Source organism: Flagellimonas lutimaris (assembly GCF_051494225.1).
Classification (GTDB): domain Bacteria; phylum Bacteroidota; class Bacteroidia; order Flavobacteriales; family Flavobacteriaceae; genus Flagellimonas; species Flagellimonas lutimaris_A.
This window is the reverse complement of the sequence record NZ_JBNPYE010000001.1, coordinates 216,133-233,330: the sequence shown is the minus strand read 5'-3', so window position 1 is coordinate 233,330 and position 17,198 is coordinate 216,133. Positions and strand designations below refer to the sequence as shown.

The following is a 17,198-nucleotide window of genomic DNA, read 5'->3' as shown; positions in this document are numbered from 1 at the left end:
AACAAAAAACTACCTACTTCCCCGTACTTCCCACACGGTAAACCCCTTTGTTCGGGATTTCGATGGTGTACTTTTTACGGGAAGCGTTGTTCAAATGTGGTTCGCGCAACCAAGGGTTGTGGCGTTTCAATACTTTGTAGTTGATTTCGTAAAGAGATGCGAAATCGGCCCAGCTGGTAACCGCTGTATCCACTTCTACCTTAAATGTGGGAACCTTTTCATACATATCCTCTTCATCCAACTGAAAACCGTACTTGTCACGGTTGGAGATAATTTCTTTGATGGCCAAAATACGGAACACGTAGCGTCCTGTCTCTTGCCCTAACAGCAAATCATAATAATCATCCACTTGCTGAATGTCCATATATTTTTGTACTCCGGCAGGTCCTGCGTTGTATGCAGCAGCCGTTAAGGTCCAACTACCAAAACGGTCTTTCCATTTGTTTAAATAATCACAAGCTACTTGTGTAGCTTTTTCTATATGATAACGCTCGTCTACATTGTCGTTCACCTCAAGACCGTATTCTCTTCCGGTTCCTCTCATAATTTGCCAAAAACCCGTAGCGCCCGCAGGAGAGACCACATTTTGCAGACCACTTTCGGCTACGGCCAAATATTTAAAATCATCCGGGATACCATTCTTTTTAAGAATGGGTTCGATAATCGGGAAGTATTTATTGGCCCTTTTCATCAATAGCAACGCATTGGACTGCCAATAGGCGTTTACCAAAAACTCACGGTCCACGCGCTCCATTATCTCAGGGTCTTCTTGCGGCACAGTTTCTCCTGCAAAATTGAGATCTTCCGGAATTTCTATAGCACTTATCTGGTACGTATCCGCAACATTTTTATCTGTAGTTTCCTTTTCTTTTACCTCTGGTTTTTCTTCTTCTTCATTCGACTGCACGGCAAAAATCAACGTGCTCACAACGGCAATCAATCCAATAAAAGCCAAAATGTTCTTCATCTGTTTCATCACTTCCCTTTTTTATAATAACGTAAAGATACTATTATATAGACGAAATTATTCCAAAATAATTGTGGGGAGATGCTCATTGAACCATCTATATCGATGAATGATCATGGTATGCGTACCGTTTTTTACCGGAATACAATCCTTGATATTGCTTATTGGGAAAACGGCATCCCGATCTCCTTGAATGTGAACTACATTTTCGGGCGGAACCTCTTGACCCCAGTTCACGATCTGATCAATGGACCAATCAATATAATATTTGTCGCGTATCGATAAATACTTCTCGTACAAATGCAAGCGCTTTGTCACAGTTTCACCAAAAGCGTATTTGGCCAACAATTCCACATTGTTCACCAAGCCCGTGGGCAACAATTTATGAACCTTGGTGTACTTGGCGAAAATCATTCTTTTAGGAAGCTCGTGCTTGCTTTTAACCGATGATACCACAATAACTTTTCGGGTTGGGATAATTTTGGCCATCTCTTGCACCAACATGCCACCAAAAGATATCCCGACCAAAACAGGGCCAGGTTCGGGTATGTTTTCGCACATCTTTTGCGCATAATCAGTTAGACTCATTCCCTTTTCGGGAACAAACCATTCCAACGTATGGGTTTCAAATTGATTTTCGGGAAGTTTGATGTCTTCAAAAATAGAAGGATTGGCAGCCATTCCCGGCATTAGGTAAACATGGATTTTATTGTCGGACATATCGCACCAAATATCGACAAGGACTAGGAAATTAGCAATATTTTGACTACTTTTGTATCCCTTTTGCAGCTTACCCCGCCAAATGAACACATTTTTTTAATCAGGGGATTACGGAATTACCCTTCAGGGTACTTCCACAGAGTCATTAAAAAAACAAGTACTATATGACAACATTGGAAATCACTGACAATAGTTTCTTACGTCAATTTGAAACTAAGGTCAATGGGCATTTAGCCAAAATTGAGTACTCTTCACAGGAGCGCAAAGTATTTTTGACAAAGCTGGTTATTCCGGAAGAAATTACAAGAGAAGGTTTTAAAGAGGAATTTATCAAAGCCGTTTTAAACGAAATTCAGGAAAACGACCTTAGAGTTGTACCTACCAGCCCTCAAATTGCAGGTTTTTTAAGAAAAAACAGGCAATACAAAGAAATGTTACCAGTTGGTATCCGTATCTGATCTAAGCTATTGCTATTATCAGTAAAAGTATGTAAAGTCTCCTTAAAAATAGGAGGCTTTTTTTATGCTATCACTTCGCTGGACACAAATTCAAATCGAACCAGACCATCATCATCAATATCGGTAAGCTCCACCCGGCACAAGGTATTCACCAAAGTAGGATCCCAAGGAGCTTTCACCTTTACATAGTTTTCAGTGAACCCATGGATGTAGCCTTTTTTGTTCTCCCCTTCGAATAAAACGGTACGTATACTTCCCAACTGACCCTCATAAAAAGCCCTACGTTTTTTGGCCGATAGCCCACGAAGCATCTTACTACGTTTATTACGTACTTTTTTAGGAACCACTTCGCCCATCTCGGCCGCCACCGTATTATCCCTTTCGGAATAAGTAAAAACGTGGAGGTAAGAAATATCCAATTGGTTCAAGAAATGATAAGTCTCCAAGAAGTGCTCTTCGCTCTCACCAGGGAAGCCTACAATTACATCCACCCCTATACAGGCATGTGGCATGGCGGTTTTGATGCGATTTACCCTATCCACATACAAATTGGACAAATAACGGCGGCGCATTTTTTTCAAAATATCATCACTTCCACTCTGTAATGGCACATGAAAATGAGGTACAAAGGAATTGCTCTGAGCCACAAAATCTATTGTCTCGTTCTTTAGCAAATTCGGTTCAATGGAAGAGATACGAAGGCGGTGAATACCATCGATGGTATCCAAGGCCTTTACCAAATCCAAAAAAGTATGTTCGTGCTTTTTATTGCCGAATTCCCCTTTTCCGTAGTCGCCAATGTTCACGCCCGTTAAAACAATTTCTTTGATATCTTTTGATGCAATTTCTTTAGCATTGTTCAGTACATTGTCCAGAGTATCGCTACGTGAAATCCCTCGCGCCAACGGAATGGTGCAATACGTGCACTTGTAATCACACCCATCCTGAACCTTTAAAAAGGCTCGGGTACGGTCACCAATGGCATAACTGCCCACATAAAAATCTGCATCTTCTATCTCGCAGGAATGCACTTCCCCCCTATCATTCTTGGTAAGGTCGTTCAGGTAGTCGGTGATTTTAAACTTTTCCGTAGCACCCAATACCAAGTCTACCCCATCCACCGAGGCCAATTCTTCAGGTTTGAGCTGCGCATAGCAACCTACCCCGGCCACAAAAGCGTCAGGATTGGCTTTTTGGGCTTGCTTTACAATGGTTTTAAAACGCTTATCCGCATTTTCGGTCACCGAACAGGTATTGATCACATACACATCCGCTTTTTCGGAAAAGTCCACACGCTCAAACTCCTCCTTTTCAAAACCTCGCGCAATCGTAGAGGTTTCGGAGAAATTAAGCTTACAGCCCAGCGTGTAAAATGCAACCTTTTTGTTCATATGCCTGCCTTGCGTTTTAGGGGCGCAAAGATAGTGATTTGTTGGGAGTTATCGAAAGGGTTGAGGGCTGGGGGATTATTGGATGATTGCTCATTTTAAATATGGACCCTGAGCGGAGTCGAAGGGTACAGCGTATTGTTTATCGCTCATTGTAAACAAACCACACATTACCATCCATCAAATTTCTATCATCTTTTAAGTAACTTGTTTGCCCATACCAACCAAAATACCAACCGTATGAAAAAATGTATAATTCCCATATTGATTTTATTGGTTTGCACCAATTTCTCCTCCGCCCAAGAATACAAGCCTGCCCCTGAAAATTTAGAGAACAGGGAATGGTTCCAAGATGCTAAGTTTGGGATGTTTATCCATTGGGGCGTGTATTCCGTTCTGGGTGTGCACGAATGGGTGATGGAAACACAATCCATCGACAAAAAGACTTATGAAAAAATACCTGCGTTTTTTAACCCTACCGAATTCAATGCCGAAGAATGGGTGTTGATGGCCAAATCAGCAGGCATGAAGTACATCACGATAACCGCAAAACACCACGATGGCTTTGCCATGTTCGACAGTAAAATATCCGACTGGGATATTATGGATAGAACGGTATACCAAAAAGATGTCATCAAACAAATGGCCGAAGCCTGCAAAAAGTATGGTTTAAAACTGTTTCTCTATTATTCGCAATTGGATTGGCACCATAACGACTATTACCCTAGAGGGGATACCGGAAAGAAAACAGGAAGACCCGATAATGGCAATTGGGAAAATTATCTTGATTATATGAACGGTCAACTCACCGAATTGCTGACCAATTACGGGGAAATAGGTGGTATTTGGTTTGATGGCTGGTGGGATAAAAAGGAAGCCAACTGGCAACTTCGAAAAACGTACGACCTCATCCATGATTTACAGCCTCAAGCCATGATAGGAAGCAACCATCATCAAGCACCCAATCCAGGTGAAGACTTTCAGATGTTTGAAAAAGACCTGCCCGGAGAAAACAAAGGAGGCTTCAGTGGCGATTCCGAAGTGGGCAACCTACCCCTCGAAACTGCTGAGACCATGGCGCAACGATGGGGTTTTTCCTTGCAAGACAAAGCCTATAAGTCCTCCAAGGAACTAATTCAATATTTGGTGAAAGCAGCAGGCTACAATTCCAACTTTCTTTTAAATGTCGGCCCCATGCCCAACGGAAAAATTCAACCCGAATTTATAGATACCCTAAAAGTTATTGGTGATTGGACCTCGATCTATGGTGAAACCATCTACGGAACCCGAGGAGGACCTATTCCACCCCAAAGTTGGGGCGTATCTACGCAGAAAAATGACAAAATCTATATCCATATTATGAATTGGAAAACGGATAACTTCTTTTTCCCGACCATAACAGGCAATGTTAAAAGCGTGATTGATTTTCAAACCAAGAAAGAACTGAAGCATAGCACCAATTCCTACGGCACCATGGTAGCGCTTCCCGAAAATCGTGATTATGGCCAAGCGGATTTTGTGCTCGAAGTGAGCTTGAAATAGCCCGTAGCACCTAAAATAATCACCTAAATTCGCTACCTTCAACCTCTAACTTAAACCATCCCTATGAAACTTAAAGTATTCCTTGTCGGTCTAGTCCTCATGGCCGGCTATTCCTGTAAAAAAGAAACCACTTCCTCCTTGGCCGATTACCAAGGGGACGAAAGCTATACCGTCATCATTGGTGAGAACAAGGTAGGGTACCTAAAGACCCTTACGGCCGGGGACACCATCAACATCGATTACGATTATAAAAACAACGGCCGTGGCCCGACCATGAAGGAAACCTTGGTTTTGAATGCCGAGGGCTATCCTATCGATTGGCAGATCACCGGCAACACCACCTTTGGAAATGCCGTGGACGAACATTTTACCTTGGAGGGTACAGAAGCCACATGGACCGATGCCACCGGTTCGGGGTCTGCTACTGTGACCGACCCACAGATCTACGTGAATCAATTCGGGAGCCCTTACTCCACTGTTTTGGCGGCCCGATTGTTGTTACAGGCTCCTGATAACACTTTATCTGTTTTGCCAGCCGGTAACCTGAAGTTGACCAAGATGGAAGAACTCGTCATTCCCAAATTTTCAGGCGAAGGCGAACTGGCCTTGACGACTTATGCCCTTTCAGGTGCCGACCTGAATCCCTCCTATTTTATTTTGGATGGCGATAACCGTTTTTTTGCGGCCATTTCGCCACGCTACATCGTAATTCGTGAAGGGTATGAAAATGTGGAAAAGGATATGCGGGAACTCGCTGAAAATTATTCCGCAAGTCGCTACGAAACCCTGCAAGAGCAATATGCCCACAACTATGGTAAAAAAGTACGCATCCAAAACGTACATGTATTCGATGCCAAGAACATGACCGTTACAGACCCTGTTTCCGTAGTGGTGGAAGGTGAAAAAATTGCGGCTATCGAAGCGGCGGATGCCACAGGTGAAAACGAAGTGGTCATCGAGGGCAATGGGGGGACTTTAGTTCCCGGACTGTACGAAATGCATGCCCACTCCGGCGATAATGGGGCCTTGTTAAACGTGTTGGCAGGGGTTACCTCCTTCCGCGACATGGGCAACGACAATGAGGTGTTGGTCGACTTGATTGACAAAATCAACAACGGCGTTTTGGCCGGTCCCCGTATTACCCGTTTGGGTTTTATTGAAGGGAAAAGTAAGTACAATGCCAATAACGGAATCATTGTGGAAAGCGAGGCAGAAGCCTTGGCGGCTGTGGATACCTATGACAGTCTTGGCTATTACGGCGTAAAGCTCTACAACAGCATGAATGGTGACTGGGCTCCTGCCATTGTAAAAAAAGCGCATGAAAAAGGCATGTTCGTCACCGGTCACGTACCTGCCTTTTCCAATGCCAATGGCATGCTAAATGCTGGGTTCGATGAAATGACCCACATTAACCAGACCATGTTGGGCTGGGTATTGGAACCGGACGAAGATACTCGTACGCTTTTGCGTTTGACCGCCATGAAACGTTTCCCTGGATTGGATTTGAACAGTGACAAAGTACAAGAGACCATGGATTTGTTTGTGGCCAACAAAACGGCAATGGATCCTACATTGGCTATCCACGAACGTTTGATGCTCTCCCGCAACGGAGAGGTAACGCCCGGTGCCTTGGATTATGTGGACCATATGCCTCCCAACGAGCAACGTAGCCTCAAAGTGGCCTTGGCTCAGATTGCAGATGATGAAGAAGACAAAGCCTACCGCGAAGCATACGACAAAATTGTAGAGACTTTGAAAATGATGAAGGATAAAGGCATTTTAATTGTCGCCGGAACCGATTTGGGCGGCGCCTTTAACCTGCACCGTGAACTGGAACTATACAACCAACAATTGGGCTATACCCCCGCCGAAGTATTAAAATTGGCCAGTTACGACATGGCGCAATACTTAGGACACGAAAGTTTGGGCAGCATAGAGCCTGGTAAATTGGCCGATTTCTTCTTGGTACCCGGCAACCCGGTGGAGGATATTAAAGCTATTAAAACCATTGCCATGGTATCGCGCGGTGGGACCTTTTACTACCCCTCCGATGTATACCCGGCCTTTGGGATAACCCCGTTTACCGAAAAACCCAAAGTAACCGAATAACATCTTTTTTTAGATAACTTTTAAAAGCCAGTGGCAGTTTGCTGCTGGCTTTTTTTATGGTCGATTCCATAAAAATCCTATATTTAGAAAAACTAACCTCCTGTGATCAAGTTCTTTCGAAAAATTCGGCATCGCTTGCTGACCGAAAACAAATTCAGCAAGTATCTGCTCTATGCCTTGGGTGAAATTATTCTGGTCGTAATCGGAATATTGATAGCACTACAGATTAACAATTGGAATGAAGCTAGAAAAATTCGAAATCAAGAATTAAAACATTTAGTTGATTTAAAAACAGATTTTGAATTGAATATTGCCGAAATCAATCAATATCTCGATACAAGAAAATCAAGGATTGAATCTGCCAATAAAGTTTTGGAATATTATGAAGGCAAGCCCCTAACCGATATAAACGACCTTAATTTTCATGCTACAAATGTTTATATCTGGTATAAATTCACGCTTCACGACAACACCTACCAAGAACTTATAAACTCAGGCAACCTGGCTATAATTTCGAATGACTCCATAAAAAATGGGCTTCTTGATCTGCAGGCACTCTACAAAAAATTGAAGAACGAAGAAGACCATTTCCGTTATGATACAGAGGTTTTGTTATATGAACCCTCTTACGAAACCTTGGACTTAAATGATTTAATCAAGAATTACACCTATAAAGTCACCAGTGGGCAAGAAGGCGAAGATGTACCCTTATCGAGGCCATACTACGAAGCTTTATTAAAGAACATAAAACATAAAAATGGATTTGTAATGGCTGTTTTTGAACATTCAGTTATGAATCAACAGCTATCGTATATGAAAACAATGTGCGAGCATTTAATACAATTAATCAACAAAGAAGTTGCCACAAATGATTAAATTATTCAGTAAAATCCGCCAACAACTACTTACCGTTATTTGTTTGGTAGTCTGCCTTTTCTCCTGCAATACAAAACAAACCACCGAAACAACGGTCGAAAGTCCCGCCCATGCCTATTCCGAATCGTACAAAGCTCCGATTTTTAACCCCGATGATCGGATAGAAAAAATCAAACAAATCGCACCCGAGCTACAGCAATCCATCGAGGAGCATGCCAAAGCCGAGCATTTACCGGGTGTCGCCTTCGGTATTGTAGTGGACAATGAATTGGTGTTTACCTCTGCCACCGGATACCTGAACCTTGAGAAGGAGATTCCCGCTTCGCCCTCATCCGCTTTCCGAATAGCCTCCATGACCAAAAGTTTTACCGCAATGGCCATTATAAAACTTAGGGATGAAGGAAAATTGTCGCTGAACGACCCTGTCAGCAAGTACGTTCCCGAAATGTCGAAGCTCACCTACCTGACCAAAGATGCGCCGACCATAGACATTGAAAACCTTTTGACCATGACGGCCGGATTTCCCGAGGACAATCCTTGGGGCGACCGCCAGTTGGACGAACCCGATCGCATGTTGATCGATCTTGTGGATGAAGGCATCTCCTTTTCCAATGTTCCCTCCTATGGGTACGAATACAGCAATACCGGGTATGCCCTTTTAGGGCATATTGTTTCCGTGGTTTCTGGGATGCCCTATCAGGACTATATCACCCAAAATATTTTTAAGCCCTTGGGCATGGACCACACCTATTGGGAGTACGAAGGCATTCCCGAAGAACAACTGGCCATCGGGTATCGCTGGGAAGATGAGCAGTGGAAACTGGAACCCATGCTCCACGACGGCTCTTTTGGTGCCATGGGCGGACTTATTACCTCCATAGCCGATTTTAGTAAATATGTGAGTTTTCACCTTTCGGCATGGCCTCCACGGAACGACGATGATAACGGCCCCATAAAACGAAGTTCGTTGCGCGAAATGCAGACACCACAGTTCCCAAGACTGTACGCCAATGCAAAGGATTATAAGGGTGGCGACTGTGCTGTTTTGGCCGGCTACGGCTTTGGATTGGGCATTACGGAATACTGCAATGGCCTTAAAAGGGTCTCCCATGGTGGTGCGCTGCCCGGCTTTGGCAGCAACTATACCTTTTATCCCGAGTATGGCGTAGGCATTATGGCCTTTTGCAACCTTACCTATACCTCACCTTGGTCGTTAAATGAGCTTAGTAGACTATTGTTCGAGACTGCTGATTTACAACCACGGAAATTACCCGCCTCCGATGTGTTGCTGGAACGGCAAGAACAGATTACCCAACTGATCCAGCAATGGGAACCTGCTTTGGAGGAGCAGCTCTTGGCCGAGAATTTTTATTTGGACCGATCGCGAGAAAAAAGAAGGGCCGCGATACAGGAAGTTTTGGAAAAAGCCGGGACCATTGAAGCGGTTGGTGACATGCGTCCCATAAACCAGCTACGGGGACGCTATACCCTACAGGCCGAAAATGGGGAAGTGAACATCTTTTTTACGCTAACACCAGAAAAATACCCAAAAGTACAGCGATTGGATGTTTCCTTTGAGCCAAACCAACCGGATGCATAAAAAAGTTGGATCTACACCTACTGTCCCCTATACCAACACATTACTGTTGATAAAAGTGTTGAGTACTTACGGAAAAGCTTAGCGGGTTGTAGGTTTTTTCTGTTAACTTAGATTTTTGTTTTTAGTCCAATATTTAGCCAATTATTATATCCTAGGTATTGTCAATCCTTCTTATTATGAACGAAGAAATAAGGAATTTAATAAATGCACTTTCAGTCGACAACTTCAGGCTGCTTGTAAAAGAACTCAATAAGGAAAAATACAGTACAAACCAGGTTAGAATAATTGATGGCCCCTATGATGGTGGAAATGATTTGGAAATTCTTATTGAAAATCAAGAAATTAGAAAAAATATCCAAATTACAGTTCAAAAACATAAATGGGAAAATAAACTAGAAAAAGACTTATTAAAAGCTAAAGAAAATGTTCAAAAATTTAGTTACTTGACCAAGCTTGAATTTTACAGTAGTCAAAACATTTCAAAGGAAAAGAGAAATAGACTTGAAACTGCTGCAGAGGTTAATCATGGTCTGGATTTAAAAATTATTGATGCTACTATTCTTTCAAATGATTCTGAAACTTATAAATCAATAGCCCAAATAACCTATAAGGCTCATGGAATTAAAGCAAATTCTTTGAATGGAAATTTAAGTAAAGAATCTAAAATACTTTTTGATGTATTATCTGGAAATAAGAATACTGTTGAGATTCGCAAAAACTTAATTTACTCTTATATTTATTCCTACCTCTTCAACAATCCCAATTCAAGATTTGAATCCATAATAGAAGAAGTTAACAATTATTTACAAAATAATATAGACGAAGATTATCTATTAAAAGAGATAAATTATTTAAAATCCAAAGGTCATATTGTCACCCCTAACTCCAAAGAACAATATCAATTATCTGTTAAAAAACAATCAGAAATTGAGAATATTCATAAGAAAATTCAAATCCAGGAGCATAAATTGGTTGTAGAAATAGAGAAGTTTATCTTAAATCACTCTATTAATTGTGAAGTTTCTGAATTAGTTGAAGCCATACACAAAATCTATATTGAGAATTATCAAATTGATATTGATGAAATTAAAAATACATCAAATTCGTTCAGTTCTTCTTTGAAAAAATCCTTCAACGATTTACAAACCTTTTTAATTGAAAAAGGTATTAATAGAAAAGATGCAGGATTTGTTTCAAAAGAAATCTTAACAAAGTGTTCTGAAAAGGAATATTTAAACAAATTGGCTACAACCTCGCTTTTTGCAAACCTTTACAACTCTCATAAATTAGAAGAATATCTTAATAACAGATTACAGACAGTATATGTTGACACTCAAATTTTAATACGATTATTATGCATATACTTTAATGAAGATTTTGAGTATGAAGACTCAGCTTTAATAGCAGTTAAAAGCTTTCACAAATCTGTTTCTTCCAATTCTGAAAATGTTCATTTGGTAACCTCTGTGGACTACATACAAGAAGTATCAGGACATTTACAAGAAGCTTTGAAACTACAAAGATTTCTTAATCTATCATTTATATCTGAATTTGGAGCATCCAAAAACGTTTTCTACAATGTTTACAATCGATATAAAGAAGTAGGGGAAATTAGTGATGACATGGATTTAGTTGATTTCATACAGGATTTATTAGGTGAAGAGCACGATGTTTTCGAAGAAGAAAATTTTATTAATAATGTTACGAATCGATTGTGCGAACTTTATGAAATTGCTGGCTTTGAAATAATATGGCACCCAAATTACGAAAATTATTCTTCCATAAAACGTGATTATGAAATCAGTCTAGCCTATGCTGGAAAAGAAAGATCCTATACCGCTCGAGAGAATGACCTAAGGACGATTCTTTATTTATCTTCAGAAGATTTACACCTTAATCCAGAGAATGGTGTTTTGAACGAACCATTTTTAATCACATGGGACTCTGCATTTTATAATTTCAGAAAAACTCTTTTAAAAAAATATCGTCAATTGAGCTATTGGTACATTTATTCACCATTGAAATTCATTGATCGATTATCTGTAATGAATTTTAAACTATCATCTGATTCAATAACACATAATATAGTTGCACTAGCAGAAACTAACTTTAATTATAGCACAAAAACAAATTCTTTCTTTGATGTCATTTCAACTTTCTTTAACAAAAAAGAAGTTTCTAAGTTATCCATTCTTAAAAAATTAGCAAACCTAAAAAGAGAGACGGAAGACTTGGAGGGAAATATTGAGAATGAAAGCATATTTGAAACCCAAGAAACCCCAATAACCAATGTTCTATTAAACATTAGAAACTATTATACCTCATTTGAATCCAACAAATCATTTGAAGAATTAATTAATGTATTTGAAAATGAAGAATATGAATCCAAAATTTATGATATTTTAAAAACCGCTGTAAAAAACTATAAGTCTGAAGGTTTTATGAAAAAGACCTACTTTAAAATTGATGAATTGATAGAAAAAAAAGATTGATCATTCTCATAAAGTTAATGTTATAAGCAAACAATATGTTTTAAAGATGGCTAATAACAAGATTTCTCGTTTGCCTTGATTAAATACTTAGCTAAAAGTAGTTAAAGCTTTGATTTAAAACCTCCCAATTCTATGTAACTTTAGTTACATCTTTTTTGCCCAATTAATGTTTTCTTTGGAATATGCCGGGAATCCACAAATCCACATTCGACATCCGCATCCTGTTTACCGCTTTGTTGGCAGGATTGCTTTTGGTGGCACCCTGCAAAGTCCGTAACTCCTTGGAGCATGCCCTTGGGCTGGAAAAATCCGAGGTTTCCAATAAAATAAAAACTACCATATCCACTTCCTGCGCTTCCTACGAGGCCGTGCAGCATAATGAGAATACATCATCGCACCAATTGGATAGGACCACTGCCCTATTACCAGCCTTGGCAATACCTAGCTACTTTACCGTTTCCAATAGCGGAAAGCACCTTTACGCCGCCGAAAAGCAACGCTTTGCCTCGGTAGTTCCCCTCTACATTTTATATCGGCAGTTCAAAATCTATTCATAAGCAGTCCTTTCTACATCAGGCATTGCCTACCCCCTTATCTTAAGTCAAATTATAAAATAACAACATGCAAACTATAAAATATTTGGGCCTTGTCGCCCTGCTCTTCGGAACCCTATCTGGCTGCAAGGATGCAAAAACCCCTGCACAAGACACCGAACAGACCATCACCATATTACAGACCGCAGACATTCACGGGCAGTTGTTCCCCCACGACGAACTTTTCTGGGAAAACGAACAAATCACCTTTAGAAAATTGGGAGGACTCGCCCATGTTAAAACTCTTTTTGAGGAAGAGCGCAGCAAAAACCCCGAAGGCACCTTGATCTTGGATGGTGGCGACATGATCCAAGGAAGTGCCGTAGCTGCATTGTCACAGGGTCAGGCCTTTGCCCCGATCATCAAAACCATGGGTTACGACTTTTTGATTCCCGGAAACTGGGAAGTGGTATATGGCAAGAAAACCATGATGGATGTATTGACCCATTACGATACGCCCGTGATATCGGCCAATATGTACGATGATGCCACTGGTGAAACCTTGTTTCCCCAATATTTTATCAAAGAACTAAAAGGCGTAAAACTTGGTTTTATCTCCTACAACGACCCCGAAATTCCGGTACGCCAGAACCCTTCGTTCAGTGAAGGTATCCGTTTTGATCCCATCGATGCCAACTTGGAAGCGCTCATCAACGAACTGAAGGATAACCAAGGGGTGGACATCCTTTTTGTGGTGACGCACATCGGCATCAGCAAACAATACAATCTGGCCAACAACCCCGCCTTGGAGCGCGTGGACTACGTACTGGGCAACGATACCCACGAACGCATCCGCAAACCTTTGGAGACCGAATACACTAAAGTGACCGAACCGGGGGCCTTTGCTTCCTTTGTGGGCAAACTCACCTTGACCGTAAAAGATGGCAAGATCGTGAACGAGGACTATGATCTTTTGGAGGTAGATCCCGAGAAATACCCTGCCGATGAAAAAGTGGCGCAGGTCATTGCCAAGGAAACCGCACCGTACAAAGAGGAAATAGACCAAGTCTTGGGGTACACCAGCACTCCGCTGTACCGCTATTTTGTGGTAGAAAATCCCATGGACGACTTTATTACCGATGCGGCCCGATGGAAAACAGGAGTGGATATTTCCATTTCCAATGGATTCCGATTCAGCACCCCAATTTCGGTGGAAGAAGGCGGTAAATCGCCTATCACCAAAGCGGATTTGTGGAGCATGCTCCCCGTGAACGAAAAAGTGAAGATTGGAAAGGCTACCGGTCAACAGATCAAGAACTGGCTGGAAAAAGAACTGAACAATGTGTTTGCTGCAGACCCCACAGAGCGATTTGGGGGCTGGTTGGTGCGCTTTTCGGGCATGGAACTCACCTTTTATGCCAACAAACCCATGGGCGAGCGTGTGGCCTCCATTATGATTGGTGGCAAACCCATGGTAGAAGATCAATTGTACTCTATGTCCGCCTGTCGTAGGGAAGGTGAACCACTACCCACCCTCTGCCGTATGCCCAACACCGTGGAAACGGAGGTGATGGACTACACCATCCACGATGTAATCGAGGAATACCTCAAAGAAAAGGGCACTATCGCCCCAACTTTGGACGGTCGTGCCAAGGCCTTGGATTTGGGACCCAATGTATTGTCGCAATTACCGGGAACGGATTATCAATTCCATTAAAGCAAGGCTATGCAAAACAACAAAGTTGAAGTCAACCGGAGTTCGATAGCCGTGTTGCGGGTCATGGTGAGTTTGATATTCATCGTGGCCAGTTTGAATCACTTAATCAACACGGACAAGGCCGTGGCCCGTATCGAAAATGCCAAGTTTGGAGCTTTGGGTCATTTATTGGGGGCTCCAGAAATTTCAGTAATTGCTTCAGGAGTGGTGATGCTGCTTGTCGGTATTGCCTTAGCTGTGGGCTTCAAGACCAAATGGTCGGCCTTACTGTTGATCTTGATGCTTATTCCCATCACTTTGACCATTCAAGTAGGTCAAATGGCGACGGTGGGGCCGTTGTTCAAAAACATTGCCATTCTAGGAGGGCTCCTCTTTTTTGTATTGAATCCAAAACTTAAAAAACAATAAAAATGAAAAAATTATTCACTATAGCTTTTATGGCTATCACCCTGTTGGGAGGGCTGACCCAAGTCAGTGCCCAAAGCACCTACAACAAAGATCAGAACAACTACATTGTGCTTACCCGAAAAATTCCACAATTGAAGGCCATTTTATTGGCCGCGGATGAACTGGCTACCGATGATGGGGCCCAGTTCGGGGAGTTCCATGTGGTTATCTGCGGAGAGACCGTGAAAGGGCTTACCGATATGGAACAAATGCAACCGTTTCTGGATTTGGCCAAAAGTGAAAAGATAAAACTATTGGCCTGTGGTTTTTCCCTTAAAAAATTCGGGGTGGATGCCACAAAACTACCTAAGGAGATGGGGGTGGTAGCCAATGGGATTCTATATAATTTCAATCTACAAAAAGATGGGTTTTTGAGCATTACCTTATAAAATCAATAGTTGAGGTTCATAAAAGGGACGGTCTTGGGGTCGTCCCTTTTCTTTTTTGGTTATTTTTCAACAATTTAATATTTGGTGATGTTCCTAAAATGAAAAGCTGAAACATGGAATATGATTACTAAAAAAAAAGTCCGCATACGCGTTGGGGTTGCCATCATGTTGATTCTAGCTGCCATCCACATCTTTAGGATGGGCAGTTATTTGTCTGGGAAAGCTTACATTTTTTATTACAGCTACGCATCGGATATTATGTTGTCTTTCGGTGCTTATTTTTTGCTCTGCATGAACGAGGTCCAGCTACGATTTCTACGGAAATGGTACGTAAAGTCATTGATCGTTTTTGGTGTCATGACGTTTAGTGAAATCATGCAGTATTATGGTATTTACTTCTTTGGTGTCACCTTTGATGGGTTGGATATCTTGATGTATGGATTAGGTTCATTATCGGCCGCTTTTTTTGATAAACGGATTTTGGAACGATTTGTCCCCCACTGGAAATATGATGATATAAAATAATTCATCCAAGACTAAAACGACCACCAACTGAAAATTTGCCCTTATTCCAAACCCTTATTGAATCTCTTATTTTTTTACAGTACCTTGAAATACCATGAATATTTACGAGGCACATAAATCCAATCCGGATATTTTCACACAGCTATCCCTCAAAGATCTGCTGTTCTGTTACTATGAGTGTCCTCAAAAAGATCAAGTCCTTCAATTATACTCCAACCACAACCAGTTTACCTTTACCATAAGTGGAAGGCGCATCATACAACATGGGGATCATAGATGGGAGCTGAGCGCCGACCAGGGTTTTTTATTGAAACGGGGGGGCTTTCATCAAGAATTGCCCCACGATTTTTCGGGCTGGAAGGTATTGGTGCTGTATCTCAAGGACAATTATCTAAAAAATGTCTTTGAAGAGTTTAGGCAGTACCTTCGGTTGGACAATTTACCCGAAGTGAAGGTGGACATGATCGAGGAGTTCGAAATCAACGACCCCATTCGAAACAGTTACGAGAGCCTACTCCCCTATTTTGATAAATCGAAGATGTTCCCAGATGCCATTTTTGAGGCCAAGTTCAAGGAACTGCTCTTTAATATTCTGGCCCATCCCAACAACAGACATATTTTGGCCTACATCAACCAAATAACCGAAGATTATGTGACCCCCATTTGGGAAGTTATGGAAGCTAACTACTTCTACGACCTAAGTATTTCCGATTTTGCCAAAATTGCCAATCGGAGCACCACTACGTTCCGACGCGATTTTATGGCCCATTACCATACCACCCCGGGCAAATAGTTGACCAGCAAACGACTCGAAAAGGCCAAACTATTGCTGAAAAGTTCGGACAAATCCATTGGCGACGTTGTCTTCGAATGCGGTTTCAAGAACATCTCCCACTTCAGTAGAATTTTTAAGGAACGTTACCAGGCATCCCCATCCCAATACAGAGGGCAGCAATAATAACACGGATTTAGGCCCTGATCAGGAAAACAAAAAGTTTGGACAGAATAGAAAAGTAAGTTTCTGGATATCAGTCTAATTTGGCTTTATAACCTTAAAATTTAAAGTCATGAAAAATGTATTGCTAGTAACTTTCGGATTAATTTCAGCCCTATCCTTCGGACAGAACATCGACCCAACATCCCAATCGGAACAGCTAGTTTTGGACAACGATGAGATGAGTGTTGTGGAGTTTGTAGCCGAGCCACAAGGTCAAGTCTGTGGAAAGGATATGCACCATCACAAACCCCATTTGACCATATTACTGAGCGATGCCAAAGTGGTGATCACCACACCCGAAGGCAAATCCCAAGAAGTGGAAGCACCTTATGGTACCGCATTATGGTCGGAAGAGGAAACACATGCCGTAATCAACAAAGGGAACATGCCCACCCGGATGATCTTGGTGTTTCCTAAGAACTAGATGACAGAAATGCT

At 41.6% G+C, this 17,198-nt stretch carries 17 protein-coding genes; 14 read left to right on the top strand and 3 right to left on the bottom strand.

Translation table 11 applies throughout. The features are described 5' to 3' along the window. Positions 1-13: 13 nt before the first annotated feature. Together ACQQ5U_RS01005 and ACQQ5U_RS01000 are read right to left on the bottom strand one after the other, a co-directional pair. Positions 14-976, bottom strand: coding sequence for a lytic transglycosylase domain-containing protein (locus ACQQ5U_RS01005; RefSeq protein ID WP_437395061.1), 963 nt, complete (start codon positions 974-976; stop codon positions 14-16). A 48-nt stretch (positions 977-1,024) separates the two neighbouring features. Next, positions 1,025-1,687, bottom strand: a complete 663-nt coding sequence (locus ACQQ5U_RS01000; protein WP_437395060.1) for an alpha/beta hydrolase — start codon at positions 1,685-1,687, stop codon at positions 1,025-1,027. A gap of 164 nt (positions 1,688-1,851) precedes the next feature. Here ACQQ5U_RS01000 and ACQQ5U_RS00995 point away from each other — a divergent pair, with 164 nt between their 5' ends. Continuing rightward, a complete protein-coding gene (locus tag ACQQ5U_RS00995; RefSeq protein ID WP_437395059.1) occupies positions 1,852-2,145 on the top strand; it encodes a GNAT family N-acetyltransferase in 294 nt (97 codons plus the stop codon). Between the two features lie 62 nt (positions 2,146-2,207). On the opposite strand, the gene mtaB is transcribed toward ACQQ5U_RS00995, so the two are convergent. Then, on the bottom strand, positions 2,208-3,536 hold the full coding sequence (mtaB, locus tag ACQQ5U_RS00990; RefSeq protein ID WP_437395058.1) for a tRNA (N(6)-L-threonylcarbamoyladenosine(37)-C(2))-methylthiotransferase MtaB: 1,329 nt from the start codon (positions 3,534-3,536) through the stop codon (positions 2,208-2,210). 237 nt (positions 3,537-3,773) lie between these two features. Between mtaB and ACQQ5U_RS00985 the strand changes: the two genes are divergently transcribed. The 13 genes from ACQQ5U_RS00985 (at position 3,774) to ACQQ5U_RS00925 (ending at position 17,184) form a co-directional block, all read left to right on the top strand. Further along, positions 3,774-5,075 carry an alpha-L-fucosidase gene (locus ACQQ5U_RS00985; protein ID WP_437395057.1) on the top strand — a complete coding sequence of 434 codons (1,302 nt, stop codon included), beginning with the start codon at positions 3,774-3,776 and terminating at the stop codon, positions 5,073-5,075. A 63-nt stretch (positions 5,076-5,138) separates the two neighbouring features. Further along, a complete protein-coding gene (locus ACQQ5U_RS00980) occupies positions 5,139-7,184 on the top strand; it encodes an amidohydrolase family protein (protein WP_437395056.1) in 2,046 nt (681 codons plus the stop codon). Between the two features lie 102 nt (positions 7,185-7,286). Next, entirely contained in the window at positions 7,287-8,060 is a 774-nt protein-coding gene (locus ACQQ5U_RS00975; RefSeq protein WP_437395055.1) for a DUF6090 family protein, read from the top strand. Then, a complete protein-coding gene (locus tag ACQQ5U_RS00970; protein ID WP_437395054.1) occupies positions 8,053-9,660 on the top strand; it encodes a serine hydrolase domain-containing protein in 1,608 nt (535 codons plus the stop codon). Before ACQQ5U_RS00975 ends, ACQQ5U_RS00970 begins: the two co-directional genes overlap by 8 nt. A gap of 176 nt (positions 9,661-9,836) precedes the next feature. Then, entirely contained in the window at positions 9,837-12,152 is a 2,316-nt protein-coding gene (locus ACQQ5U_RS00965; RefSeq protein WP_437395053.1) for a hypothetical protein, read from the top strand. A 182-nt stretch (positions 12,153-12,334) separates the two neighbouring features. Continuing rightward, a complete protein-coding gene (locus ACQQ5U_RS00960; protein WP_437395052.1) occupies positions 12,335-12,709 on the top strand; it encodes a hypothetical protein in 375 nt (124 codons plus the stop codon). A gap of 64 nt (positions 12,710-12,773) precedes the next feature. Further along, positions 12,774-14,402: a bifunctional metallophosphatase/5'-nucleotidase gene (locus tag ACQQ5U_RS00955; protein WP_437395051.1), complete on the top strand. Its 1,629-nt coding sequence runs from the start codon at positions 12,774-12,776 to the stop codon at positions 14,400-14,402. 9 nt (positions 14,403-14,411) lie between these two features. Continuing rightward, positions 14,412-14,810, top strand: coding sequence for a DoxX family protein (locus ACQQ5U_RS00950; protein ID WP_437395050.1), 399 nt, complete (start codon positions 14,412-14,414; stop codon positions 14,808-14,810). 2 nt (positions 14,811-14,812) lie between these two features. Continuing rightward, complete coding sequence (locus ACQQ5U_RS00945) at positions 14,813-15,238, top strand: sulfur reduction protein DsrE (RefSeq protein ID WP_437395049.1); 426 nt, start codon at positions 14,813-14,815, stop codon at positions 15,236-15,238. Positions 15,239-15,358: 120 nt separating this feature from the next. Then, positions 15,359-15,763: a hypothetical protein gene (locus ACQQ5U_RS00940; protein WP_437395048.1), complete on the top strand. Its 405-nt coding sequence runs from the start codon at positions 15,359-15,361 to the stop codon at positions 15,761-15,763. Between the two features lie 94 nt (positions 15,764-15,857). Continuing rightward, on the top strand, positions 15,858-16,556 hold the full coding sequence (locus ACQQ5U_RS00935; RefSeq protein WP_437395047.1) for a helix-turn-helix domain-containing protein: 699 nt from the start codon (positions 15,858-15,860) through the stop codon (positions 16,554-16,556). After that, on the top strand, positions 16,557-16,721 hold the full coding sequence (locus tag ACQQ5U_RS00930) for a helix-turn-helix domain-containing protein (RefSeq protein ID WP_437395046.1): 165 nt from the start codon (positions 16,557-16,559) through the stop codon (positions 16,719-16,721). It begins immediately after the preceding gene. Positions 16,722-16,830: 109 nt separating this feature from the next. Continuing rightward, complete coding sequence (locus ACQQ5U_RS00925) at positions 16,831-17,184, top strand: hypothetical protein (protein ID WP_437395045.1); 354 nt, start codon at positions 16,831-16,833, stop codon at positions 17,182-17,184. Positions 17,185-17,198 lie beyond the last annotated feature (14 nt).

Excerpts from the sequence above, each read along its gene's own strand:
- ACQQ5U_RS01005 (WP_437395061.1), bottom strand. The coding sequence starts at position 976 with ATGAAACAGATGAAGAACATTTTGGCTTTTATTGGATTGATTGCCGTT.
- ACQQ5U_RS01000 (WP_437395060.1), bottom strand. The coding sequence starts at position 1,687 with ATGTCCGACAATAAAATCCATGTTTACCTAATGCCGGGAATGGCTGCC.
- ACQQ5U_RS00995 (WP_437395059.1), top strand. The coding sequence starts at position 1,852 with ATGACAACATTGGAAATCACTGACAATAGTTTCTTACGTCAATTTGAA.
- mtaB (WP_437395058.1), bottom strand. The coding sequence starts at position 3,536 with ATGAACAAAAAGGTTGCATTTTACACGCTGGGCTGTAAGCTTAATTTC.
- ACQQ5U_RS00985 (WP_437395057.1), top strand. The coding sequence starts at position 3,774 with ATGAAAAAATGTATAATTCCCATATTGATTTTATTGGTTTGCACCAAT.
- ACQQ5U_RS00980 (WP_437395056.1), top strand. The coding sequence starts at position 5,139 with ATGAAACTTAAAGTATTCCTTGTCGGTCTAGTCCTCATGGCCGGCTAT.
- ACQQ5U_RS00970 (WP_437395054.1), top strand. The coding sequence starts at position 8,053 with ATGATTAAATTATTCAGTAAAATCCGCCAACAACTACTTACCGTTATT.
- ACQQ5U_RS00965 (WP_437395053.1), top strand. The coding sequence starts at position 9,837 with ATGAACGAAGAAATAAGGAATTTAATAAATGCACTTTCAGTCGACAAC.
- ACQQ5U_RS00960 (WP_437395052.1), top strand. The coding sequence starts at position 12,335 with ATGCCGGGAATCCACAAATCCACATTCGACATCCGCATCCTGTTTACC.
- ACQQ5U_RS00955 (WP_437395051.1), top strand. The coding sequence starts at position 12,774 with ATGCAAACTATAAAATATTTGGGCCTTGTCGCCCTGCTCTTCGGAACC.
- ACQQ5U_RS00950 (WP_437395050.1), top strand. The coding sequence starts at position 14,412 with ATGCAAAACAACAAAGTTGAAGTCAACCGGAGTTCGATAGCCGTGTTG.
- ACQQ5U_RS00945 (WP_437395049.1), top strand. The coding sequence starts at position 14,813 with ATGAAAAAATTATTCACTATAGCTTTTATGGCTATCACCCTGTTGGGA.
- ACQQ5U_RS00940 (WP_437395048.1), top strand. The coding sequence starts at position 15,359 with ATGATTACTAAAAAAAAAGTCCGCATACGCGTTGGGGTTGCCATCATG.
- ACQQ5U_RS00935 (WP_437395047.1), top strand. The coding sequence starts at position 15,858 with ATGAATATTTACGAGGCACATAAATCCAATCCGGATATTTTCACACAG.
- ACQQ5U_RS00925 (WP_437395045.1), top strand. The coding sequence starts at position 16,831 with ATGAAAAATGTATTGCTAGTAACTTTCGGATTAATTTCAGCCCTATCC.